The 16629-nt window shown below is 66.3% G+C and carries 27 protein-coding genes; 3 read left to right on the top strand and 24 right to left on the bottom strand.

Annotated features, from left to right (window positions below):
- Positions 1 to 223: 223 nt before the first annotated feature.
- The 3 genes from ACLJK8_RS07895 to rplO form a co-directional block, all read right to left on the bottom strand.
- A complete protein-coding gene (locus ACLJK8_RS07895; protein WP_413149591.1) occupies positions 224 to 871 on the bottom strand; it encodes an adenylate kinase in 648 nt (215 codons plus the stop codon).
- Complete coding sequence (gene secY, locus ACLJK8_RS07890; protein WP_413149590.1) at positions 868 to 2217, bottom strand: preprotein translocase subunit SecY; 1350 nt, start codon at positions 2215 to 2217, stop codon at positions 868 to 870. The genes ACLJK8_RS07895 and secY overlap by 4 nt, the downstream gene beginning before the upstream one ends.
- Positions 2218 to 2317: 100 nt before the next feature.
- Positions 2318 to 2800 carry a 50S ribosomal protein L15 gene (gene rplO, locus ACLJK8_RS07885; RefSeq protein ID WP_413149589.1) on the bottom strand — a complete coding sequence of 161 codons (483 nt, stop codon included), beginning with the start codon at positions 2798 to 2800 and terminating at the stop codon, positions 2318 to 2320.
- 267 nt (positions 2801 to 3067) lie between these two features.
- Here rplO and ACLJK8_RS07880 point away from each other — a divergent pair, with 267 nt between their 5' ends.
- Positions 3068 to 4420 (top strand): GntP family permease, encoded by a 1353-nt coding sequence (locus tag ACLJK8_RS07880; protein ID WP_413149588.1) that lies wholly within the window; start codon positions 3068 to 3070, stop codon positions 4418 to 4420.
- Positions 4421 to 4751: 331 nt separating this feature from the next.
- Positions 4752 to 5477 (top strand): carbonic anhydrase, encoded by a 726-nt coding sequence (locus ACLJK8_RS07875; protein ID WP_413149587.1) that lies wholly within the window; start codon positions 4752 to 4754, stop codon positions 5475 to 5477.
- Between the two features lie 213 nt (positions 5478 to 5690).
- On the opposite strand, the gene ACLJK8_RS07870 is transcribed toward ACLJK8_RS07875, so the two are convergent.
- From ACLJK8_RS07870 to rpmC, 12 genes are all read right to left on the bottom strand, one after another.
- A complete protein-coding gene (locus tag ACLJK8_RS07870; protein ID WP_413149586.1) occupies positions 5691 to 6377 on the bottom strand; it encodes an alpha/beta hydrolase in 687 nt (228 codons plus the stop codon).
- A 212-nt stretch (positions 6378 to 6589) separates the two neighbouring features.
- Positions 6590 to 6775, bottom strand: a complete 186-nt coding sequence (gene rpmD / locus ACLJK8_RS07865; protein ID WP_413149585.1) for a 50S ribosomal protein L30 — start codon at positions 6773 to 6775, stop codon at positions 6590 to 6592.
- 11 nt (positions 6776 to 6786) lie between these two features.
- Entirely contained in the window at positions 6787 to 7377 is a 591-nt protein-coding gene (rpsE, locus tag ACLJK8_RS07860) for a 30S ribosomal protein S5 (protein ID WP_413149584.1), read from the bottom strand.
- 11 nt (positions 7378 to 7388) lie between these two features.
- Positions 7389 to 7748, bottom strand: coding sequence for a 50S ribosomal protein L18 (gene rplR, locus ACLJK8_RS07855; RefSeq protein WP_413149583.1), 360 nt, complete (start codon positions 7746 to 7748; stop codon positions 7389 to 7391).
- A 12-nt stretch (positions 7749 to 7760) separates the two neighbouring features.
- Complete coding sequence (rplF, locus tag ACLJK8_RS07850; protein ID WP_413149582.1) at positions 7761 to 8294, bottom strand: 50S ribosomal protein L6; 534 nt, start codon at positions 8292 to 8294, stop codon at positions 7761 to 7763.
- A gap of 10 nt (positions 8295 to 8304) precedes the next feature.
- Positions 8305 to 8703, bottom strand: a complete 399-nt coding sequence (gene rpsH / locus ACLJK8_RS07845; RefSeq protein WP_413149581.1) for a 30S ribosomal protein S8 — start codon at positions 8701 to 8703, stop codon at positions 8305 to 8307.
- 12 nt (positions 8704 to 8715) lie between these two features.
- Positions 8716 to 9021, bottom strand: a complete 306-nt coding sequence (gene rpsN / locus ACLJK8_RS07840; RefSeq protein ID WP_413149580.1) for a 30S ribosomal protein S14 — start codon at positions 9019 to 9021, stop codon at positions 8716 to 8718.
- 19 nt (positions 9022 to 9040) lie between these two features.
- Positions 9041 to 9601, bottom strand: a complete 561-nt coding sequence (rplE, locus tag ACLJK8_RS07835; protein WP_413149579.1) for a 50S ribosomal protein L5 — start codon at positions 9599 to 9601, stop codon at positions 9041 to 9043.
- On the bottom strand, positions 9601 to 9906 hold the full coding sequence (gene rplX / locus ACLJK8_RS07830; protein ID WP_413149577.1) for a 50S ribosomal protein L24: 306 nt from the start codon (positions 9904 to 9906) through the stop codon (positions 9601 to 9603). The genes rplE and rplX overlap by 1 nt, the downstream gene beginning before the upstream one ends.
- Positions 9907 to 10275, bottom strand: a complete 369-nt coding sequence (gene rplN, locus ACLJK8_RS07825) for a 50S ribosomal protein L14 (protein WP_413149576.1) — start codon at positions 10273 to 10275, stop codon at positions 9907 to 9909.
- A 61-nt stretch (positions 10276 to 10336) separates the two neighbouring features.
- On the bottom strand, positions 10337 to 10585 hold the full coding sequence (gene rpsQ / locus ACLJK8_RS07820; protein ID WP_413149575.1) for a 30S ribosomal protein S17: 249 nt from the start codon (positions 10583 to 10585) through the stop codon (positions 10337 to 10339).
- Between the two features lies 1 nt (position 10586).
- Positions 10587 to 10814: a 50S ribosomal protein L29 gene (gene rpmC / locus ACLJK8_RS07815; protein WP_413149573.1), complete on the bottom strand. Its 228-nt coding sequence runs from the start codon at positions 10812 to 10814 to the stop codon at positions 10587 to 10589.
- A 201-nt stretch (positions 10815 to 11015) separates the two neighbouring features.
- Between rpmC and ACLJK8_RS07810 the strand changes: the two genes are divergently transcribed.
- Positions 11016 to 11267, top strand: a complete 252-nt coding sequence (locus ACLJK8_RS07810; protein ID WP_413149572.1) for a hypothetical protein — start codon at positions 11016 to 11018, stop codon at positions 11265 to 11267.
- Positions 11268 to 11677: 410 nt separating this feature from the next.
- Here ACLJK8_RS07810 and rplP read toward each other — a convergent pair whose 3' ends face one another.
- From rplP to rpsJ, 9 genes are all read right to left on the bottom strand, one after another.
- Positions 11678 to 12091 carry a 50S ribosomal protein L16 gene (rplP, locus tag ACLJK8_RS07805; RefSeq protein WP_413149571.1) on the bottom strand — a complete coding sequence of 138 codons (414 nt, stop codon included), beginning with the start codon at positions 12089 to 12091 and terminating at the stop codon, positions 11678 to 11680.
- A gap of 17 nt (positions 12092 to 12108) precedes the next feature.
- Positions 12109 to 12834, bottom strand: a complete 726-nt coding sequence (gene rpsC, locus ACLJK8_RS07800; RefSeq protein ID WP_413149570.1) for a 30S ribosomal protein S3 — start codon at positions 12832 to 12834, stop codon at positions 12109 to 12111.
- Positions 12834 to 13217: a 50S ribosomal protein L22 gene (gene rplV, locus ACLJK8_RS07795; protein ID WP_413149569.1), complete on the bottom strand. Its 384-nt coding sequence runs from the start codon at positions 13215 to 13217 to the stop codon at positions 12834 to 12836. The genes rpsC and rplV overlap by 1 nt, the downstream gene beginning before the upstream one ends.
- A gap of 3 nt (positions 13218 to 13220) precedes the next feature.
- A complete protein-coding gene (gene rpsS, locus ACLJK8_RS07790) occupies positions 13221 to 13499 on the bottom strand; it encodes a 30S ribosomal protein S19 (RefSeq protein ID WP_413149568.1) in 279 nt (92 codons plus the stop codon).
- 9 nt (positions 13500 to 13508) lie between these two features.
- Positions 13509 to 14345 carry a 50S ribosomal protein L2 gene (gene rplB, locus ACLJK8_RS07785; RefSeq protein WP_413149567.1) on the bottom strand — a complete coding sequence of 279 codons (837 nt, stop codon included), beginning with the start codon at positions 14343 to 14345 and terminating at the stop codon, positions 13509 to 13511.
- 115 nt (positions 14346 to 14460) lie between these two features.
- Positions 14461 to 14757 (bottom strand): 50S ribosomal protein L23, encoded by a 297-nt coding sequence (locus ACLJK8_RS07780; RefSeq protein ID WP_413149566.1) that lies wholly within the window; start codon positions 14755 to 14757, stop codon positions 14461 to 14463.
- Positions 14754 to 15374 carry a 50S ribosomal protein L4 gene (gene rplD / locus ACLJK8_RS07775; RefSeq protein WP_413149565.1) on the bottom strand — a complete coding sequence of 207 codons (621 nt, stop codon included), beginning with the start codon at positions 15372 to 15374 and terminating at the stop codon, positions 14754 to 14756. Before rplD ends, ACLJK8_RS07780 begins: the two co-directional genes overlap by 4 nt.
- Positions 15371 to 16255, bottom strand: a complete 885-nt coding sequence (rplC, locus tag ACLJK8_RS07770; protein ID WP_413149564.1) for a 50S ribosomal protein L3 — start codon at positions 16253 to 16255, stop codon at positions 15371 to 15373. The genes rplD and rplC overlap by 4 nt, the downstream gene beginning before the upstream one ends.
- Positions 16256 to 16267: 12 nt before the next feature.
- Complete coding sequence (gene rpsJ / locus ACLJK8_RS07765; RefSeq protein WP_413149714.1) at positions 16268 to 16576, bottom strand: 30S ribosomal protein S10; 309 nt, start codon at positions 16574 to 16576, stop codon at positions 16268 to 16270.
- Between the last annotated feature and the right edge of the window lie 53 nt (positions 16577 to 16629).

The raw sequence follows: 16629 nt of genomic DNA, 5'->3' as shown, positions 1-16629 counted from the left end.
TCAAGGGCGGTTCGGGGCGTTTGTCAAGGAATATGTTGCGGCGCTGAGATGGCCATCCGGGCGGCCGGTTTCAAGGCGCCGTGCCGGCGCTTCGCCAGGCGACGGGATACGCCCGGCCTCGCCCTCATCAGGGTGAGGCCACGCACACCCTGTCGGAAATGACGATGCCGCCGGCGGAACCGGCGGCATCGGGAAAAGCGTGGCCCCCTCGGAGACCCTGGCGTCAGAGGCCGAGGCCCTGCTTGATGTCGGCCGCGACCGTATCGATCTCGCCAAGACCATCGACGCTCACGAGCTTGCCCTTGGCATGATAGTAGCCGATCAGCGGCGCGGTCGAGCGGTAGTAGGCCATGAGCCGCACGCGGACCGAGTCGGGGTTGTCATCCGCCCGGCGCGTGAACTCGGTCGAGCCGCAGACGTCGCAGACGCCTTCCTTGGCCGTGGGCTTGGTCGTGTCGTGATAGACCTCGCCGCATTTCGAGCAGGTGAAGCGCCCGGAAATCCGGTCCACCAGCGCGTCGTCATCGACCTTCATCTCGACGACGGAGTCGAGCGTCTTGCCCTTCTCGTCGAGCAGCTTGCCGAGCGCGTCCGCCTGGGCGAGCGTGCGCGGGAAACCGTCGAAGATGAGCCCGTGCTGGCCGGCCTCGCCGTCGAGTTGTTCGGAGATCAGGCCGATCACGATGTCATCGGTGACGAGATCGCCCCGTGCCATCACCTCGGCGACCTTGTTCCCCATCTCGGTGCCGGACGTCTTGGCCGCCCTGAGCATGTCCCCGGTGGAGAGCTGAACCATGCCGTGCTCTTCCACGAGCCGCCGCGCCTGGGTTCCCTTGCCCGCGCCGGGCGGGCCTAGCAGAATGATGTTCATCGTCTCGGTTTTCCTCGTCCCTTCCCTCGGAGTCGCGATTTCTCGATCAGCCCTTCGTATTGGTGCGCGAGCATGTGGGACTGTATCTGAGTGATCGTGTCCATGGTTACCGAAACAACGATCAGGAGGGAAGTGCCTCCGAAGTAGAACGGCAGCGAGAACCGGGAGATCAGAATCTCGGGCAGCATGCAGACCGCGGCCAGATAGGCCGAACCGATCACCAGGACCCGGGTGACGATATAGTCGAGCCGGTCGATGGTCTGCTGCCCCGGCCGGATGCCCGGAATGAAACCGCCCTGCTTCTTCAGGTTCTCCGCCACGTCGTCTGATTTGAACGCGACATTCGCGGTGTAGAAATAGCTGAAGAACACGATCAGCCCGGCGAAGACGATGAGATAGAGCGGCTGGCCATGCCCCATGTAGGCCGCGACGTAGCTCAGCCAGCCCCCGCCGCCAGTCGTCCCCGCGAAGGTGGTGATCGTCGCGGGCAGGAGCAGGAGCGACGAGGCGAAGATCGCGGGAATGACGCCCGCCGGGTTCACCTTGATCGGCAGGTTGGAGCTTTCGCCGCCATAGACCTTCATGCCGACCTGGCGCTTGGGATACTGGATGTGGATCTTGCGAAGCGCGCGCTCCATGAAGACCACGAAGGCGATGACCGCCACCGCCATCACCATCATCCCGATGATGACCGCGGGGCTGAGCGCGCCGGTGCGGCCCTGTGTGAAGAACTGCGCCAGCGCGGCCGGAAGCTCCGCCACGATGCCGGTGAAGATGATGAGCGAGATGCCGTTGCCGATGCCCCGCGCGGTGATCTGCTCGCCGAGCCACATCAGGAACATCGTGCCGCCGACCAGCGTGATCATCACCTCGAAGCGGAAGAACCAGCCCGGATTGGTCGCGAGCCCCTGGGTCTCGAGCCCGATCGCGAGCCCGTAGGCCTGGAAGGTGGCGAGCAGCACCGTGCCGTAGCGGGTGTACTGGTTGATCTTCTTGCGCCCCGCCTCGCCTTCCTTCTTCAGCGCCGCGAGCGAGGGCATCATCGAGGTCAGAAGCTGGACGATGATCGATGCCGAGATATAGGGCATGATCCCGAGCGAGAAGATCGCCATGCGCGACACCGCGCCGCCGGTGAACATGTTGAGCATTCCGCCCAGTCCGGCGCTCTGCTGCTCGAAGAAGCTCTGGAGCTGGCTCGCGTCGATGCCGGGAACGGGGATGTAGGTGCCGAACCTGTAGACGATCAGAAGTCCGATGGCGAAGAGGATGCGGCTTTGCAGATCCTTCGCCTTGCCGAACGTGCCCCAACTGAGGTTGGCGGCCATCTGTTCCGCTGCCGATGCCATGCGAGGCCCCCTTCATGGATGCGCCGCCGGACCCGTTTCCGGGCACCCGACGGCGCGAAAACAGCACTGATTTACGCAGCCGCCGCGGCGGCCACAAGCCTTATTCCTGCGCCGGAGCCGCCGTCGCGCCGGTCACCGTGACCGAGCCGCCGGCCTTCTCGATCGCCTCGACGGCGGCCTTGGAGGCGCCGGTGACGGTGAGGTTGATGGCCGAGGTCACTTCGCCCTTGGCGAGGAGCCGCACACCGTCGAGGCGGCGGCGGACGATGCCGGAAGCCACCAGCGTTTCCTCGGTCACGGCCTGGCCCGCGTCGATCTTGCCGGCCTCGACGAACTTCTGCAGGATGCCGAGGTTGATGACCGCGTAGCGCGCCACGTTCGGCTTGTTGAAGCCACGCTTCGGCAGGCGCATGTAGAGCGGCATCTGGCCGCCCTCGTAGGCGTTGATCGCCACGCCCGAGCGGGACTTCTGACCCTTGATGCCGCGGCCGGCGGTCTTGCCCTTGCCGGAGCCGGGACCGCGGGCGACGCGCTTCTTGGAGCGGGCGGCGCCGGGATTGTCTCGCAGTTCGTTCAGTTTCATGTCGCTTCTCCTCTGGCCGGACGCGCCCCACGAGCGACGAATGCGGGCGGACACGGCGTTGCACTCTTGAGCCCCCCATCGGGGAGTGCGGGCACATACACGGGATATGTCCGTCGCACAAGACCCCGCGCAACTCGATGCCGGGAGCGCCGCGCGGCTGGCGCCGTCGTCGCGCGCCAAGTTTCTTCCACGGAACCACTTTTGCCGATGACGATCTCGTCTGGGCGGGACTATGCTGCCCGCAAAAAGTGAAAGCGGGGGAATGCCATGGTTGTCTTGCATACCGCGATCGCGATCGTCATCGTCATCGGACTCATCATCCGGTACAAGGTCGATCCGGTCATCTCTCTGGTGCTGGGTTCGCTCTACCTCGGGCTCGCGAGCGGGGTCGGTTTCACCGAAACGCTGGGCGCGATCACGCTCGGCTTCGGCGAGATCATGGCCAAGGTCGGGCTCCTGATCGGCTTCGGCGTCGTCATCGGCTCGCTGCTCCACGCCACCGGAGCGTTCAAGCGGATGGTCTCGGCGCTTGTCTCGGCGGTCGGGCCGAAGCGGCTGCCCTATGCCATGGCCGGGGCGATGTCGACGATCTTTCCGTCGATCTATGTCGACGTGCAGGTCGTGCTCGCCTCGCCGGTCGCGCGCTCGGCCGCGCCGCATCTCGGGCCGCGCGGCCTGCCACTGCTCGCGGGCGCCATCGGTACCGGGATCTTCTCGGGCTATGTCTTCGTGGTGCCTGGGCTCGCGGTGATCCTGATCGCGGGGCAGGTCAACGTGACCCTCGGGGCCTGGCTGTTCTGGGGCTTCGCCATCGGCCTCTCGACGGCGCTCATCACCACGCTGCTCTTCCAGCTCCTGCTGCGTTTCGGCTACTGGAAGCCTGCGACCGACGAGGACGTGGACGAGTCCATGAAGGAGATGGAAGCCCACGACCGCGAGATCGACGTGGAACACGATGCCGACGTGCCGACGCTCGGCGTCTCGGTGGCGCCGATCCTGGTACCCCTGCTGATGATCGCCTTCGGCGCCTTCGCCAGCCTGGCAGGTATCGAGAACAGCTTCATCGAGTTCATCGGCAATGCCACCTTCGCGCTCTTCGTCGGCCTCATCCTCGCCTACATTCTGGCGCGGCGGTCGATCGGGGTCGAGCGCACCGCCACGGCGCTCTCCGAAGGGTTCCGCACCAGCGGCGAGATCCTTCTCATCACCGGCGTCGGCGGCTCGCTCGGCGAAGTCATTTCCGTCTCCGGAATGGCTGACACACTGGGCGGGCTGTTCTCGGCCGAAGCGGGCGGCCCGGTGCTGCTGAGCCTGCTGCTGGCCTGGTTCATCGCCGCGACCCTGCACCTCGCCATCGGATCGGTTTCGGTCGCCGCGCTGACCGCGGCCGGCATCGTCGGACCGCTCCTGCCGCAGCTTTCGGTATCGCCGGTGGTCATGGGGCTCGCCATCGCGTCGGGTTCGCTCTTCGCGGTGCAGGTCAACAGCAACTTCTTCTGGATGTTCAAGGCGCTGCTCGGCCTGTCCACGACCGGCGCCCTGAAAACGCTGACCGTCGTCACATCGCTCGCGTCCCTCGTGTCGCTTCCGATGGTGATCGCGGTGAGCCTGATCCTCTAGCAGAAGGGCCCCGCCGATCGGCGGGGCCCTCAGCTCCGGCTACGCGCGGCCGGGCCGGGAGCACCCCCGGCGCGCAGTGGCACCGCCTGAGGGCAGAGCCAGCCGGGCGAGTTCCCTACGCCCGTGGCTCCACCCGACACCTGACGCGACGCGACCACCGCGCGGAGGCAAGCCGCGATCGACGCCCCGTTCGCGGACCGACGCGTTGCCCATCTTCCTTGCCCGTCGCCGGTCCCGGGTTTATCGTATTACGAACATCGAGTCGGTGGGCGCGCGCGTAATCGGCGACTCGTCCCGCGATCGTGCCCCGGCGGAACCAAGGGGGGGCGAGATGTCGAAACTCATGACGGGAAAGCTCGTGACGACGCGCCGGGGGGCGCTTGGATCGCTGGCGGGACTGGCGGCCGCCTCCGCCGGGGCCGCGCGGGCGGAAGAGACCGCCGCGCATGCCGTGACCACGCATCTGACCGCCGACGAGGCGCTCGCCCTGCTCCGCGAGGGCAATGCGAACTACGTCACCGACGCGCCCTATCGCGGCGCTGACACCCGCGCGCGCCGCATGGAGATCGCCGAGGGGCAGGCCCCCTTCGCCGTGCTCGTCGGCTGTTCCGATTCCCGCGTCCCGCCGGAACTCCTGTTCGGCCGCGGCCTTGGCGAGCTCTTCATCATCCGGGTGGCCGGGAACACCGTCGACACGGCGGCGCTCGGCTCGGTCGAATACGCGGTCGGCCCCCTCGGCGTGCCGCTCGTCGTCGTGCTGGGACACGAACGCTGCGGCGCGGTCCAGGCGGCGATGGAGGTCGTCGCCAACGACGCCACCTTCCCGGGCCACATCGGCGACATGGTGGAGCCGATCGTACCGGCCGTCCTGGCGGCGCAGGAGCTGGAGGGCGATCCGATCGCGAACGCGGTCACCGCCAATGTGCGGCGCGTCGTCGCCCACGTGACAGAGCAGAGCCCGATCATCCGCGAAGGACTGGACCAGGGCCGCTTAAAGGTGGTCGGGGCCGTCTATGACCTCCACGAGGGCCAGGTGACCTTCCTCGACGAGGTGTGAGCTTCAACAGGACCATCCGCGGGCGGGGGCGGCGGCGCGAAGGTCACGCCGCTCGCCTTGCTTGTAGCGCCCCTCTCACGACAAGCGTGCTGTCAGTCGAGCGCGTGTTTCGGTCTTCCGCGGGAAGAAAGTCAGTCGCCTCCGTTCCGGAGCACGCGGGCGACGTGGACGGGGCTTCGCCGCGCGCCGGACGGGCCCCGTTCGGGTCCGCCCTTACGCCTGGCAAGCCGCGTCGATCAGCGCGCACACGTCGTCCGGGCAGGAGGCAAGCGACGCATGGCTGGCGGAGAGTGTGATCACCTTCTCCGGCGACATCCGCGCGGACATCATCTCCTGATTTTCGGGATGGATCATGCGATCCTCGGACGAGATCTGATACCAGCAGGGCTTGGCCCGCCAGGCGGGCGCCGTGATCGCATCCCCGAAGGTCCCGCCCGGCGGCGCCTTCTGCGTCACCGCCATGACGCGGGCCTCATCCTCGCCGAGGTCCTGACAGAAGCTCTCGCGGAACTTGTCCTGGGCAATCCAGAGATAGCCGTCGCTGTCCGGCGCGATGTTTGCGAAGGCAGCCGGGGGCTTGGCCTGCGAGATGCCCCCCGGACTCTCGCCCGCGTCGGGCGCGAAGGCCGCCACATAGACCAGCGCCTTGACGTTCGGGAGATCGCCCATCTCGGTGATGACCGCCCCGCCATAGGAATGCCCCACGAGCACGACCGGCCCTTCGAGTTGCCGAACCATCTTGCGCGTCCGCTCCGCGTCATCGGCCAGAGAGGTCAGCGGGTTCTCGACCGCGTGGAGATCCTCGTATCCCATCGCGGTCAGTCCGAGGATCACCTTCGACCAATGGGCGGCTCCTCCCCAGAAACCATGCACCAGAACTATCTTGGGCTTTTCCGCCATATTCATCTCCACACCGGCGCATTGGCGATCCGAGCCCGCGCCGGACAACACGGGACACCGGCCCCTTCAGCCCGGACCGGCCCGAGCATCTACGCAGTTCTTTTCGTGCGAGGAAAGAACGGTCAGCGTGCGGGAGCATAGCCGCGCACAAAAGCAAACGCCCCGGCCAGAGACCGGGGCGTCGCGCATTCTCCGCTCGTGGAGCCAACGCCTCAGGCGCGCTCTTCGACGATCGTGACGAGATGCGGGATGCTCGCCACCATGCCGCGGGTCGCCGGGGTGTCCGGCAGTTCGCGGGTGCGGTTGAGCTTGTTGAGGCCGAGGCCGATCAGCGTCGCGCGCTGGACCTTGGGGCGGCGGATCGGCGAGGCGATCTGCTTGACGACGATGGTTGCCATTGTCCCTCTCCTCACGCCTCGGCGGGCGCGGCTTCGGCCGGCTGCTCGGCGGGCGCCTCGGTCGGCGCATCGGTGCGCGGCAGGATGTCCGCGACCTTCTTGCCCCGACGCTGCGCGACCTGACGCGGGCTCGTCTGGCTCTGCAGCCCGTCGATCGTCGCCCGGATCATGTTGTAGGGGTTCTGGCTGCCCAGCGACTTCGAGACGACGTCATGGACGCCGAGCATCTCGAAGACCGCGCGCATCGGACCGCCCGCGATGATGCCGGTACCGGCGGGAGCGGCGCGCATGACGACGCGCCCCGCGCCGTGACGGCCGGCCATGTCGTGGTGCAGCGTCCGGCCCTCGCGGAGCGGCACGCGGATCATCTGGCGCTTCGCCTGCTCGGTCGCCTTGCGGATCGCCTCGGGAACCTCCCGGGCCTTGCCCTTGCCGTAGCCGACACGGCCCTTCTGGTCACCGACGACGACGAGCGCCGCGAAACCGAAGCGCTTGCCGCCCTTCACGGTCTTCGACACACGGTTGATCGCCACGAGACGATCGGCGAATTCCGGGTTCTCGTCGCGGTCGCGGCGATCCCGGCGTTTATCTTCCCTTGCCATTCTCGTCTCCCTCAGAACTTCAGGCCGCCTTCACGGGCGGCGTCGGCGAGCGCCTTGACCTTCCCGTGAAAGAGGAACCCGCCACGATCGAAATAGACCTCCTCGACACCGGCGGCCTTGGCACGCTCGGCGATCGCGGTGCCGATCTTCGCGGCGGCTTCGACGTTGTTCTTGCCCTTGAGACCCAGATCCTTGTCGAGCGTCGAGGCGGCGGCCAGGGTGCGCCCCTGAACGTCGTCGATGAGCTGGACGGAGATGTTCTTCGAGGACCGATGGACGCTGAGACGCGGACGGCCGTTGGCCAGTCCCCGCAGCTTGTTCCGGACGCGCAGGCGGCGCTTCTGGAACAACTCTCTCTTGCTGTTCGCCATGATGAGCGCTCCTTACTTCTTCTTGCCTTCCTTGCGGAAGATGAACTCGCCGCGGTACTTGATGCCCTTGCCCTTGTAGGGCTCGGGCTTGCGCCATTCGCGGATGTTCGCCGCCACCTGGCCCACGACCTGCTGGTCGATGCCCTCGACGATGATCTCGGTCGGCTTCGGGGTCGTGATGGTCACGCCCTCCGGAATCGCGAAATCGACGTCATGGCTGTAGCCGAGCGAGAGCTTCAGGACCTTGCCCTGGACGGCGGCGCGGTAGCCCACGCCGGTGATGTCCATTTCCTTCTTGAAGCCCTTGGTCACGCCATCAACGAGGTTCGCGACCTGCGTGCGGGACATGCCCCACTGCTGGCGCGCGCGCTTCGAGGTGCCGCGCGGCGTCACCTTCACGGCGTTGTCCTCGACGGCGATGGTCACATCGTCGGTCGCGGTGAATTCGCGGGTGCCCTTCGGCCCCTTCACCGAGACGGTCTGGCCGGAGACGGCGGCGGTCACGCCACCGGGCAGCTCGACCGGTTTCTTGCCAATACGAGACATTGCCCTCTCCTCAGAACACCGTGCAGAGCACTTCACCGCCGACATTGGCGGTGCGCGCATGCGCGTCGGTCATCACGCCCTTCGGGGTCGAGACGATGGCGACGCCGAGGCCCTGGCGGACCTGCGGGATGTCGCTCACGCCCGAATAGACGCGACGGCCGGGCTTGGACACGCGGCGAAGCTCGCGGATCGCCGGGGCGCCGTCGAAGTACTTCAGCGACACTTCGAGCTCGGGCAGTCCGTTGGCGGAGGTCACGTCCGCGTAGCCGCGGATGTAGCCCTCGTCCTTCAGCACGTCGAGAACCCAGCGGCGGATCTTCGAGGCGGGCGTGCGGACGGTGGACTTGCCGCGCATCGAGGCGTTGCGGATGCGGGTGAGCATATCGCCCAGGGGATCATTCATCGACATATCCGTTCCCCCTTACCAGCTCGACTTGACCATGCCCGGGATCTGCCCGCGCGAGGCGAAGTCGCGGAGCGCGATACGCGACATCCGGAGCTTGCGGTAATACGCCTTCGGACGGCCAGTGACCTCGCACCGGTTGTGCAGGCGGGTGGCCGAGGAGTTGCGCGGCAGTTTCGCGAGGCGAAGCTGCGCCTTGAAACGCTCTTCCATCGGGCGGGACTCGTCGCGGGCGACCGACTTCAGTTCGGCGCGCTTCTCCGCGTATTTCGCCACAAGAGCCTCACGCTTCTTCTGGCGGTTGATCATGCTGACTTTAGCCATCTCTAACCTTTCCCCCGCGTCACGCCGTGAAGGGCATGTTGAACTGCTTCAACAGCGCCTTCGCCTCCGCGTCGGTCTTCGCGGTGGTGCAGATGACAATATCCATGCCCCAGACCTGGTCGATCTTGTCGAAGTTGATCTCCGGGAACACGATATGCTCCTTCAGGCCCATGGCGTAGTTGCCGCGGCCATCGAAGCTCTTGGGGTTGACCCCGCGGAAGTCGCGGATGCGCGGCATCGCGATGGTGATCAGCCGGTCGAGGAACTCGTACATCCGGTCGCGGCGCAGCGTGACCTTGATGCCGAGCGGCATCTCCTCGCGGACCTTGAAGCCGGCGATCGACTTCTTGGCCTTGGTGATGATCGGCTTCTGGCCGGCGATCAGCGCGAGATCGGCCTCGGCTGAACGGATCTTCTTGGAATCCGACACGGCCTCGCCGACGCCCATGTTGAGGACGACCTTGTCGAGCCGCGGGATCTGCATGTCGTTCTTGTAGGAGAACTCTTCCTTGAGCGCCGCCCGGATCTTGTCGCGGTAGAGCGTCTCGAGGCGCGGCGTGTAATCGGTAGCGTCGAGCATCAGATCGCCTCCCCGGTGGTCTTGGCGAAGCGCACCTTCTGGTCGCCCTCGACGCGGAAGCCGACGCGGGTCGCCTTGCCGTTCGCATCGACGAGCGCGAGGTTCGAGAGGTCGATCGGCATCGCGACCGGCAGGCGGCCGCCCTGGCTGGACTGCGACTGGCGCTGGTGGCGGATGGCGATGTTGACGCCCTCGACCACGGCCTTGTTGTCCTTCGGCATCACGCGGGTGATCTCACCCTGCTTGCCCTTGTCCTTGCCGGCGAGCACGACGACCTTGTCGCCCTTGCGGAGTTTCGCGGCCATCTAGAGCACCTCCGGCGCGAGCGAGATGATCTTCATGAAATTCTTCGAACGCAGTTCGCGCACGACCGGACCGAAGATACGGGTGCCGATCGGCTCGTTCTGGTTGTTGAGGATCACCGCGGCGTTGCGGTCGAAACGGATGGCGGTGCCATCCTCGCGGCGGACTTCCTTGGCGGTGCGCACGACGACGGCCTTGCGGACATCGCCCTTCTTCACACGGCCACGCGGAATAGCCTCCTTCACCGACACCACGATGATGTCGCCGACGGAGGCGTACTTCCGCTTGGATCCGCCCAGAACCTTGATGCACTGAACCCGGCGGGCGCCGGAGTTGTCAGCGACATCCAGATTGGTCTGCATCTGGATCATTAGTCGTTACTCCCGACCTGCGGGAACGGGTCCCGCGGTTTCGACAAATGCGAGGAACGCCTCAGGCCTCGGCCTGGACGTCCCCGGCAAGCACTTCCCAGCGCTTGGTCTTGGAAATCGGCGCGCATTCCTGGATGCGGACGGTATCCCCGACCTTGAACTGGTTGTTCGGGTCGTGCGCGCGATACTTCTTCGACATCCGCACGGTCTTCTTCATCACCGGGTGGGTGAAGCGGCGCTCGATCAGGACGGTGACCGTCTGGTCGTTCTTGTCGCTCGTCACGGTACCCTGGAGAATACGCTTGGGCATGTCAGGCCTCCGCCTTCTGATCGGAACCAGCCGCGGCGGCGGCCTTCTCGTTGAGGATCGTCTTGACGCGCGCGGCGTCGCGGCGGACGGTCAGCATCCGCCCGGTGTTCTCGAGCTGTCCGGTCGCCCGCTGGAAACGCAGGTTGAAGGACTCCTTCTTCAGCGCCGCCAGCTGATCACGCAGCTGGTCGGGCGTCTTCGCCCGGAGATCGGCCGCCTTGATGGCCATGAGTCTATCCTTTCAACATCGCCAGAGGGCCCCCGAAACGGGTCACCCTGATTCTGGCGGAGTTCATGGTGAGCGGGCCGTTTACGCGCAACGGCGCGGGAATGCAACCGGCGAAGTGGCAGTTCGGGCAGAGAACCCCCTATCCCATCCGGCGAAAATGCGTGCTAGAGAGTCGCGGGACCATGAACCGGAGGGTCGCCCATGCCCCCATTCACCATTCTAGCGATCATTATCGGCGCCGCGCTGCCCCTGCTGGCCGTGGCGATCATCGGCGTGCTCACGCTCCGCCGCGCCCTCGCGGAACGTCGCGGTGCCACGTCCCGCCCCGGGTCGAACGACGATCCCTCGACCGGCGCCATCGCCGCCACCGCGTTCGTCGCAACATCGGCCGCCCATTGCGACGGTGGCGGTTCGAGCTCCTGCTCCGACGGCGGGGGCGGGGGCGGCGTCTAGCTCGGCTGCCCCGGCAGCCCTCCCAATCCCGATCGTTTCGCCGAGCCGCTGCCGGCCGCTACAGGTTCTCGGTCAGTTCACACTGAAGACGGCTCGCGACAGGCTGGACTCGTCTCCAACCCAGGAAGCCGTTCCGTCATCAGCGCCAGAACATCCGAGCAGAGCGGCCATAATTCCAACGTAAATTACTCGGCGAAACGACATCTCCAACCCCTCCGATCTTCGATCTATACTCGCAGTGTCGCACGGCAGGGGGGCCTCTTCCAACGCGACGCGATGTAGCTGCGCCGCCGGCGGGCCACCCGTTGTCGAGAGGCGTCAGAAAGCGGCGCGAGAAACGGACAATGCCCGCCGAAACCATCGGCGGGCATTGTCTCGGAATGGAGCAGGATTGGGCGAATTCGCCCGCCTTACCAGTCTTCGCGGCTCACGAACCGGCACTTGATCGGGAGTTTCATCGCGGCGAGGCGGAGCGCCTCCTTGGCGACCTCCTCGTTCACGCCCTCGATCTCGAACATGATCCGGCCGGGCTTGACCTTGGCGGCCCAGAACTCAACCGAACCCTTGCCCTTGCCCATGCGGACCTCGGTCGGCTTCTTCGTGACCGGCACGTCGGGGAAGATGCGGATCCAGACGCGGCCCTGGCGCTTCATGTGGCGGGTCAGCGCGCGGCGGGCCGCCTCGATCTGACGCGCGGTGATGCGTTCCGGCTCGGTCGCCTTCAGGCCGTAATGGCCGAAGGTGATCTCGGTGCCGCCCTTGGCATCGCCATGGATGCGGCCCTTGAACTGCTTGCGGAACTTGGTGCGCTTCGGTGAAAGCATCGTATTCTATCTCCCGGTCAGCGCGCGTCGCGGTCGCGGTCGCGGCCGCGCGGACGCATGCCGCCGCCGCCTTCCTGCAACTCGGCCTGACGACGGTCGCGCGCCTGCGGATCGTGCTCGAGGATCTCGCCCTTGAAGATCCAGACCTTGATCCCGATGATGCCGTAGGCGGTCGAGGCCTCGGCGAGCGCGTAGTCGATATCGGCGCGGAGCGTGTGCAGCGGCACCCGGCCCTCGCGATACCATTCGGTCCGCGCGATCTCGGCGCCACCGAGGCGGCCGCCGACGTTCACCCGGATACCGAGCGCGCCCATGCGCATCGCGTTCTGCACCGCGCGCTTCATCGCACGGCGGAAGGAGACGCGGCGCTCGAGCTGCTGCGCGATGTTCTCGGCCACCAGCGCGGCGTCGATCTCGGGCTTGCGGACCTCGACGATGTTGAGGTGCAGCTCGGACTGGGTGAACTTCGAGAGCGCCTTGCGGAGCGTCTCGATATCCGCGCCCTTCTTGCCGATGATGACGCCGGGACGCGCGGCGTGGATCGAGACGCGGCACTTGCGGTGCGGGCGCTCGATCACGATGCGGCTGATGCCGGCCTGGGAGGCATGCTTCTTGATGTAATCGCGGATCGCGATGTCCTCGTGAAGCAGCTTGCCGTATTCCTTGCCGTCGGCGAACCAGCGGCTGTCCCAGGTACGGTTGACCTGCAGGCGCAGGCCGATCGGATTGATCTTCTGACCCATTACGCGGTCTCCTCGCTGACCTGCCGCACCTTTATCGTCACCTGCGCGAACGGCTTCAGGATGCGCCCGAAGCGGCCGCGGGCGCGCGGACGGCCGCGCTTCAGGACCATGTTCTTGCCGACCCAGGCCTCGGCGACGACGAGCTCGTCGATGTCGAGCCCGTGGTTGTTCTCGGCGTTGGCGATCGCGGACTGCAGCGTCTTCTTCACGTCCTCGGCGACCCGCTTCTTCGAGAAGGTGAGGTCGGAGAGCGCCTTGTCGACCGGCTTGTTGCGGATCATCGCGGCGACGAGGTTGAGCTTCTGCGGGCTGGTGCGGAGCATCCGGCTCACGGCCATCGCTTCGTTGTCCGCCACGCGGCGAGGGTTCTTTTCCTTGCTCATGGCTTACTTCCGCTTCGCTTTCTTGTCAGCCGCGTGACCGTAGTAGGTACGGGTCGGGCTGTACTCGCCGAACTTCTGACCGATCATGTCCTCGGTGACATTGACCGGGATATGCTTCTTGCCGTTGTAGACGCCGAAGGTCAGTCCGACGAATTGCGGCAGGATCGTCGAGCGGCGCGACCAGATCTTGATGACTTCGTTGCGGCCCGACTCGCGGGCCTTCTCGGCCTTCTTCAGAACGAACGCGTCGACGAAGGGGCCCTTCCAGACAGAACGTGACATGATGGCTCCTTACCGCTTCTTCTTCTGATGGCGCGAGCGCAGGATGAATTTCGTGGTCGCCTTGTTCGAACGGGTGCGCGCGCCCTTCGTCGGCCGGCCCCAGGGCGTGACCGGATGACGGCCGCCGGAGGTCCGTCCCTCACCACCGCCGTGCGGGTGGTCGATCGGGTTCATGACGACGCCGCGAACCTTCGGACGCAGGCCGAAGTGGCGCATGCGGCCGGCCTTGCCGAAGTTCTGGTTCGAATTGTCGGGATTCGAAACCGCGCCGACCGTCGCCATGCACTCCTGGCGCACGAGGCGAAGCTCGCCCGAGGAGAGGCGGATCTGCGCGTAGCCGCCATCGCGGCCCACGAACTGCGCGTAGGTGCCGGCGGCGCGGGCGATCTGGCCACCCTTGCCGGGCTTCAGCTCGACATTGTGGACGATCGTGCCGATCGGCATCGCCGTGAAGGGCATCGCATTGCCCGGCTTGATGTCGGCCCGGGCGGCGGCGACGACCGTGTCGCCCGCCGCGAGGCGCTGCGGGGCGAGGATATAGGCCTGCTCACCATCGGCATAGCCGACGAGCGCGATGAAGGCGGTCCGGTTCGGGTCGTATTCGATCCGGATGACCTTGCCGGGCACGTCGTACTTGCGCCGCTTGAAGTCCACGATACGGTAGAGCCGCTTGGCCCCGCCGCCGCGCCGACGCATCGTGATCCGCCCGGTGTTGTTCCGTCCGCCCTTGCTCGACAGACCCTCGGTGAGGGACTTGACGGGGCGGCCTTTCCAAAGCTCCGAACGGTCGATCAGAACCAGCCCGCGCTGGCCCGGCGTCGTAGGATTGTACGATTTCAACGCCATCTTGCTGTCTTCCGTTGCTACCTGCCCTCTTGAGGGAGGGCCTTCTCGTTCAATTCAATCGCCGCCCGGGCAGGGCGGCGATGCGACTCGGCGATCCGAGGGGTGCGCCCCCTTATCAGAGCCCGGTGCTGACGTCGATGCTGTTTCCCTCGACCAGCGTCACATAGGCCTTCTTCACGTCGCGCCGCGTGCCGGGACGGCCGCGGAAGCGCTTCACCTTGCCCTTGGTGACGGTGGTGTTGACCGCCTTCACCTTGACGTTGAAGAGCTTCTCCACCGCTTCCTTGATCTGCGGCTTGGTCGCGCTCATCTGGACCTCGAAGACCACGGCGCCGCTCTCGGAGGCCAGGGTGGCCTTCTCGGTGATGACGGGCCTGCGGATCAGGTCGTACTGTTCCGGCTTCACGCTCATTTCAGACGCGCCTCCAGCGCTTCGACGGCGGACTTCGTCAGCACGAGCGTGTCGCGGCGCAGGATGTCATAGACATTGGCGCCGATGCTCGGCAGCACGTCCAGCCCCTCGATGTTGCGCGCGGCCCGCGCGAAATTCGCGTTGACCTCGGCGCCATCGATGACGAGGACACGCTTCCAGCCCAGGTTCCTGACGGCCGCGGCCAGCGACTTGGTCTTGGCCTCGGCGACTTCGGCGGTGTCGATCACGACGAGATTGCCCGCGCCGGCCTTGGCCGAGAGCGCGTGGCGCAACCCGAGCGCGCGGAACTTCTTCGTCAGATCATGCGCGTGGCTGCGCGGCGTCGGCCCCTTGTAGGTGCCGCCGTGCCGGAAGGTCGGCGACTTGCGCGAACCATGCCGCGCGCCGCCGGTGCCCTTCTGGCGGTAGATCTTCTTCGTCGAATAGCTCACCTCGGACTTGCCCAGCACCGAATGGGTGCCCTGCTGGCGCTTCGCGAGCTGCCAGCGCACCATGCGGTGCAGGATGTCCGAGCGCGGGGTCAGCCCGAAGATCGCGTCGTCGAGCTCGATCGACCCGGCCGCGCTCGCGTCCAGCTTGATCACATCGGTCTTCATTTCTCTTCGCTCCCCTCGGGCGCCGCGGAGTCGCCACCGCCCTCGCCTTCGCCGCCGACATCGCCGGACTTGATCTCGGCCTCGGCCTGGGCGAGCGCCGCTTCCTCGGCCGCGGCCTGTTCGGCGAGACGCTCGGCCTCGGCCGCCGCTTCCGCCGCCGCCGCTTCCTCGGCCGCCTTCATCGCCGCCTCATGCGCCGCCTTCGCCGCCGAACGCAGCGCCGCGGGCAGGATCACGTTCTCCGGGGTCGGCTTCTTGACCGCGTCCTTGATCGTGACCCAGCCGCCCTTCGAGCCCGGGACCGCGCCCTTGACCATGATGAGGCCGCGTTCGCTGTCGGTGCGCACGACCTGCAGGTTCTGCGTCGTAACGCGGACGGCGCCCATGTGGCCGGCCATCTTCTTGCCCTTGAAGATCTTGCCCGGATCCTGGCACTGGCCGGTCGAGCCATGCGAGCGATGGCTGATCGACACGCCGTGCGAGGCCCGCAGGCCGCCGAAGTTGTGCCGCTTCATGCCGCCCGCGAAGCCCTTGCCGATCGAAGTGCCCGCGATATCGACGAACTGGCCGGCGAAGTAGTGGTCCGCCGTGATCTCCTCGCCGACCTCGATGAGGTTCTCGGGGGAGACGCGGAACTCGACCAGCTTGCGCTTGGGCTCGACCTTGGCGGCGGCGAAATGACCGCGCATCGCCGCGGAGGTCCGCTTCGCCTTGGCCGCGCCCGCGCCGAGCTGAACGGCGCTGTAGCCGTCCTTCTCGCCGGTGCGCGTCGCCACGACCTGAACGTTCTCCATGTGAAGAACGGTGACGGGGATCTGCTTCCCGTCCTCCATGAACAGCCGGGTCATGCCCAGCTTCTTGGCTAGTACTCCGGAACGCATCTCTTCAGTCCCTCAGAGCTTGATTTCAACATCGACGCCCGCGGCGAGGTCGAGCTTCATCAGCGCGTCCACGGTCTGCGGCGTCGGGTCGACGATGTCGAGAAGACGCTTGTGCGTCCGGATTTCGAACTGCTCGCGGCTCTTCTTGTCGATATGCGGCCCGCGCAGAACGGTGAATTTCTCGATCTTGTTCGGCAGCGGAATCGGACCCCGTACACGGGCGCCGGTGCGCCGCGCGGTATTCACGATCTCCGAGGTGCTGGCGTCCAGGACACGATAGTCGAAGGCCTTCAGCCGGATGCGGATAGTCTGACCTTGCATTTCTTCGCCTCTTCGGCTCAAGGGTTGAAACGTCGCGTGGCCGGGGTCGGAAC

This window comes from Amaricoccus sp. W119 (assembly GCF_047275745.1).
In the GTDB taxonomy this organism is placed as follows: domain Bacteria; phylum Pseudomonadota; class Alphaproteobacteria; order Rhodobacterales; family Rhodobacteraceae; genus Amaricoccus.
This window is presented reverse-complemented; position numbering and strand designations above follow the sequence as displayed.

Excerpts from the sequence above, each read along its gene's own strand:
- rplE (WP_413149579.1), bottom strand. The coding sequence starts at position 9,601 with ATGCTCGACGCTACCGATTACACGCCGCGCCTCGAGACGCTCTACCGC.
- rpsS (WP_413149568.1), bottom strand. The coding sequence starts at position 13,499 with ATGTCACGTTCTGTCTGGAAGGGCCCCTTCGTCGACGCGTTCGTTCTG.
- rplD (WP_413149565.1), bottom strand. The coding sequence starts at position 15,374 with ATGAAGACCGATGTGATCAAGCTGGACGCGAGCGCGGCCGGGTCGATC.
- ACLJK8_RS07780 (WP_413149566.1), bottom strand. The coding sequence starts at position 14,757 with ATGAGCGTGAAGCCGGAACAGTACGACCTGATCCGCAGGCCCGTCATC.
- ACLJK8_RS07880 (WP_413149588.1), top strand. The coding sequence starts at position 3,068 with ATGGTTGTCTTGCATACCGCGATCGCGATCGTCATCGTCATCGGACTC.
- rplC (WP_413149564.1), bottom strand. The coding sequence starts at position 16,255 with ATGCGTTCCGGAGTACTAGCCAAGAAGCTGGGCATGACCCGGCTGTTC.
- rplP (WP_413149571.1), bottom strand. The coding sequence starts at position 12,091 with ATGCTTTCACCGAAGCGCACCAAGTTCCGCAAGCAGTTCAAGGGCCGC.
- rpsC (WP_413149570.1), bottom strand. The coding sequence starts at position 12,834 with ATGGGTCAGAAGATCAATCCGATCGGCCTGCGCCTGCAGGTCAACCGT.
- ACLJK8_RS07875 (WP_413149587.1), top strand. The coding sequence starts at position 4,752 with ATGTCGAAACTCATGACGGGAAAGCTCGTGACGACGCGCCGGGGGGCG.
- rplO (WP_413149589.1), bottom strand. The coding sequence starts at position 2,800 with ATGAAACTGAACGAACTGCGAGACAATCCCGGCGCCGCCCGCTCCAAG.
- secY (WP_413149590.1), bottom strand. The coding sequence starts at position 2,217 with ATGGCATCGGCAGCGGAACAGATGGCCGCCAACCTCAGTTGGGGCACG.
- rpsN (WP_413149580.1), bottom strand. The coding sequence starts at position 9,021 with ATGGCTAAAGTCAGCATGATCAACCGCCAGAAGAAGCGTGAGGCTCTT.
- ACLJK8_RS07870 (WP_413149586.1), bottom strand. The coding sequence starts at position 6,377 with ATGGCGGAAAAGCCCAAGATAGTTCTGGTGCATGGTTTCTGGGGAGGA.
- rpmC (WP_413149573.1), bottom strand. The coding sequence starts at position 10,814 with ATGGCCATCAAGGCGGCCGATCTCCGGGCGAAGACGCCCGACCAGCTG.
- rplX (WP_413149577.1), bottom strand. The coding sequence starts at position 9,906 with ATGGCCGCGAAACTCCGCAAGGGCGACAAGGTCGTCGTGCTCGCCGGC.
- rpsE (WP_413149584.1), bottom strand. The coding sequence starts at position 7,377 with ATGGCAAGGGAAGATAAACGCCGGGATCGCCGCGACCGCGACGAGAAC.
- ACLJK8_RS07810 (WP_413149572.1), top strand. The coding sequence starts at position 11,016 with ATGCCCCCATTCACCATTCTAGCGATCATTATCGGCGCCGCGCTGCCC.
- ACLJK8_RS07895 (WP_413149591.1), bottom strand. The coding sequence starts at position 871 with ATGAACATCATTCTGCTAGGCCCGCCCGGCGCGGGCAAGGGAACCCAG.
- rplN (WP_413149576.1), bottom strand. The coding sequence starts at position 10,275 with ATGATCCAGATGCAGACCAATCTGGATGTCGCTGACAACTCCGGCGCC.
- rplV (WP_413149569.1), bottom strand. The coding sequence starts at position 13,217 with ATGAGCAAGGAAAAGAACCCTCGCCGCGTGGCGGACAACGAAGCGATG.
- rplR (WP_413149583.1), bottom strand. The coding sequence starts at position 7,748 with ATGGCGAACAGCAAGAGAGAGTTGTTCCAGAAGCGCCGCCTGCGCGTC.
- rpmD (WP_413149585.1), bottom strand. The coding sequence starts at position 6,775 with ATGGCAACCATCGTCGTCAAGCAGATCGCCTCGCCGATCCGCCGCCCC.
- rpsJ (WP_413149714.1), bottom strand. The coding sequence starts at position 16,576 with ATGCAAGGTCAGACTATCCGCATCCGGCTGAAGGCCTTCGACTATCGT.
- rplF (WP_413149582.1), bottom strand. The coding sequence starts at position 8,294 with ATGTCTCGTATTGGCAAGAAACCGGTCGAGCTGCCCGGTGGCGTGACC.
- rpsQ (WP_413149575.1), bottom strand. The coding sequence starts at position 10,585 with ATGCCCAAGCGTATTCTCCAGGGTACCGTGACGAGCGACAAGAACGAC.
- rplB (WP_413149567.1), bottom strand. The coding sequence starts at position 14,345 with ATGGCGTTGAAATCGTACAATCCTACGACGCCGGGCCAGCGCGGGCTG.
- rpsH (WP_413149581.1), bottom strand. The coding sequence starts at position 8,703 with ATGTCGATGAATGATCCCCTGGGCGATATGCTCACCCGCATCCGCAAC.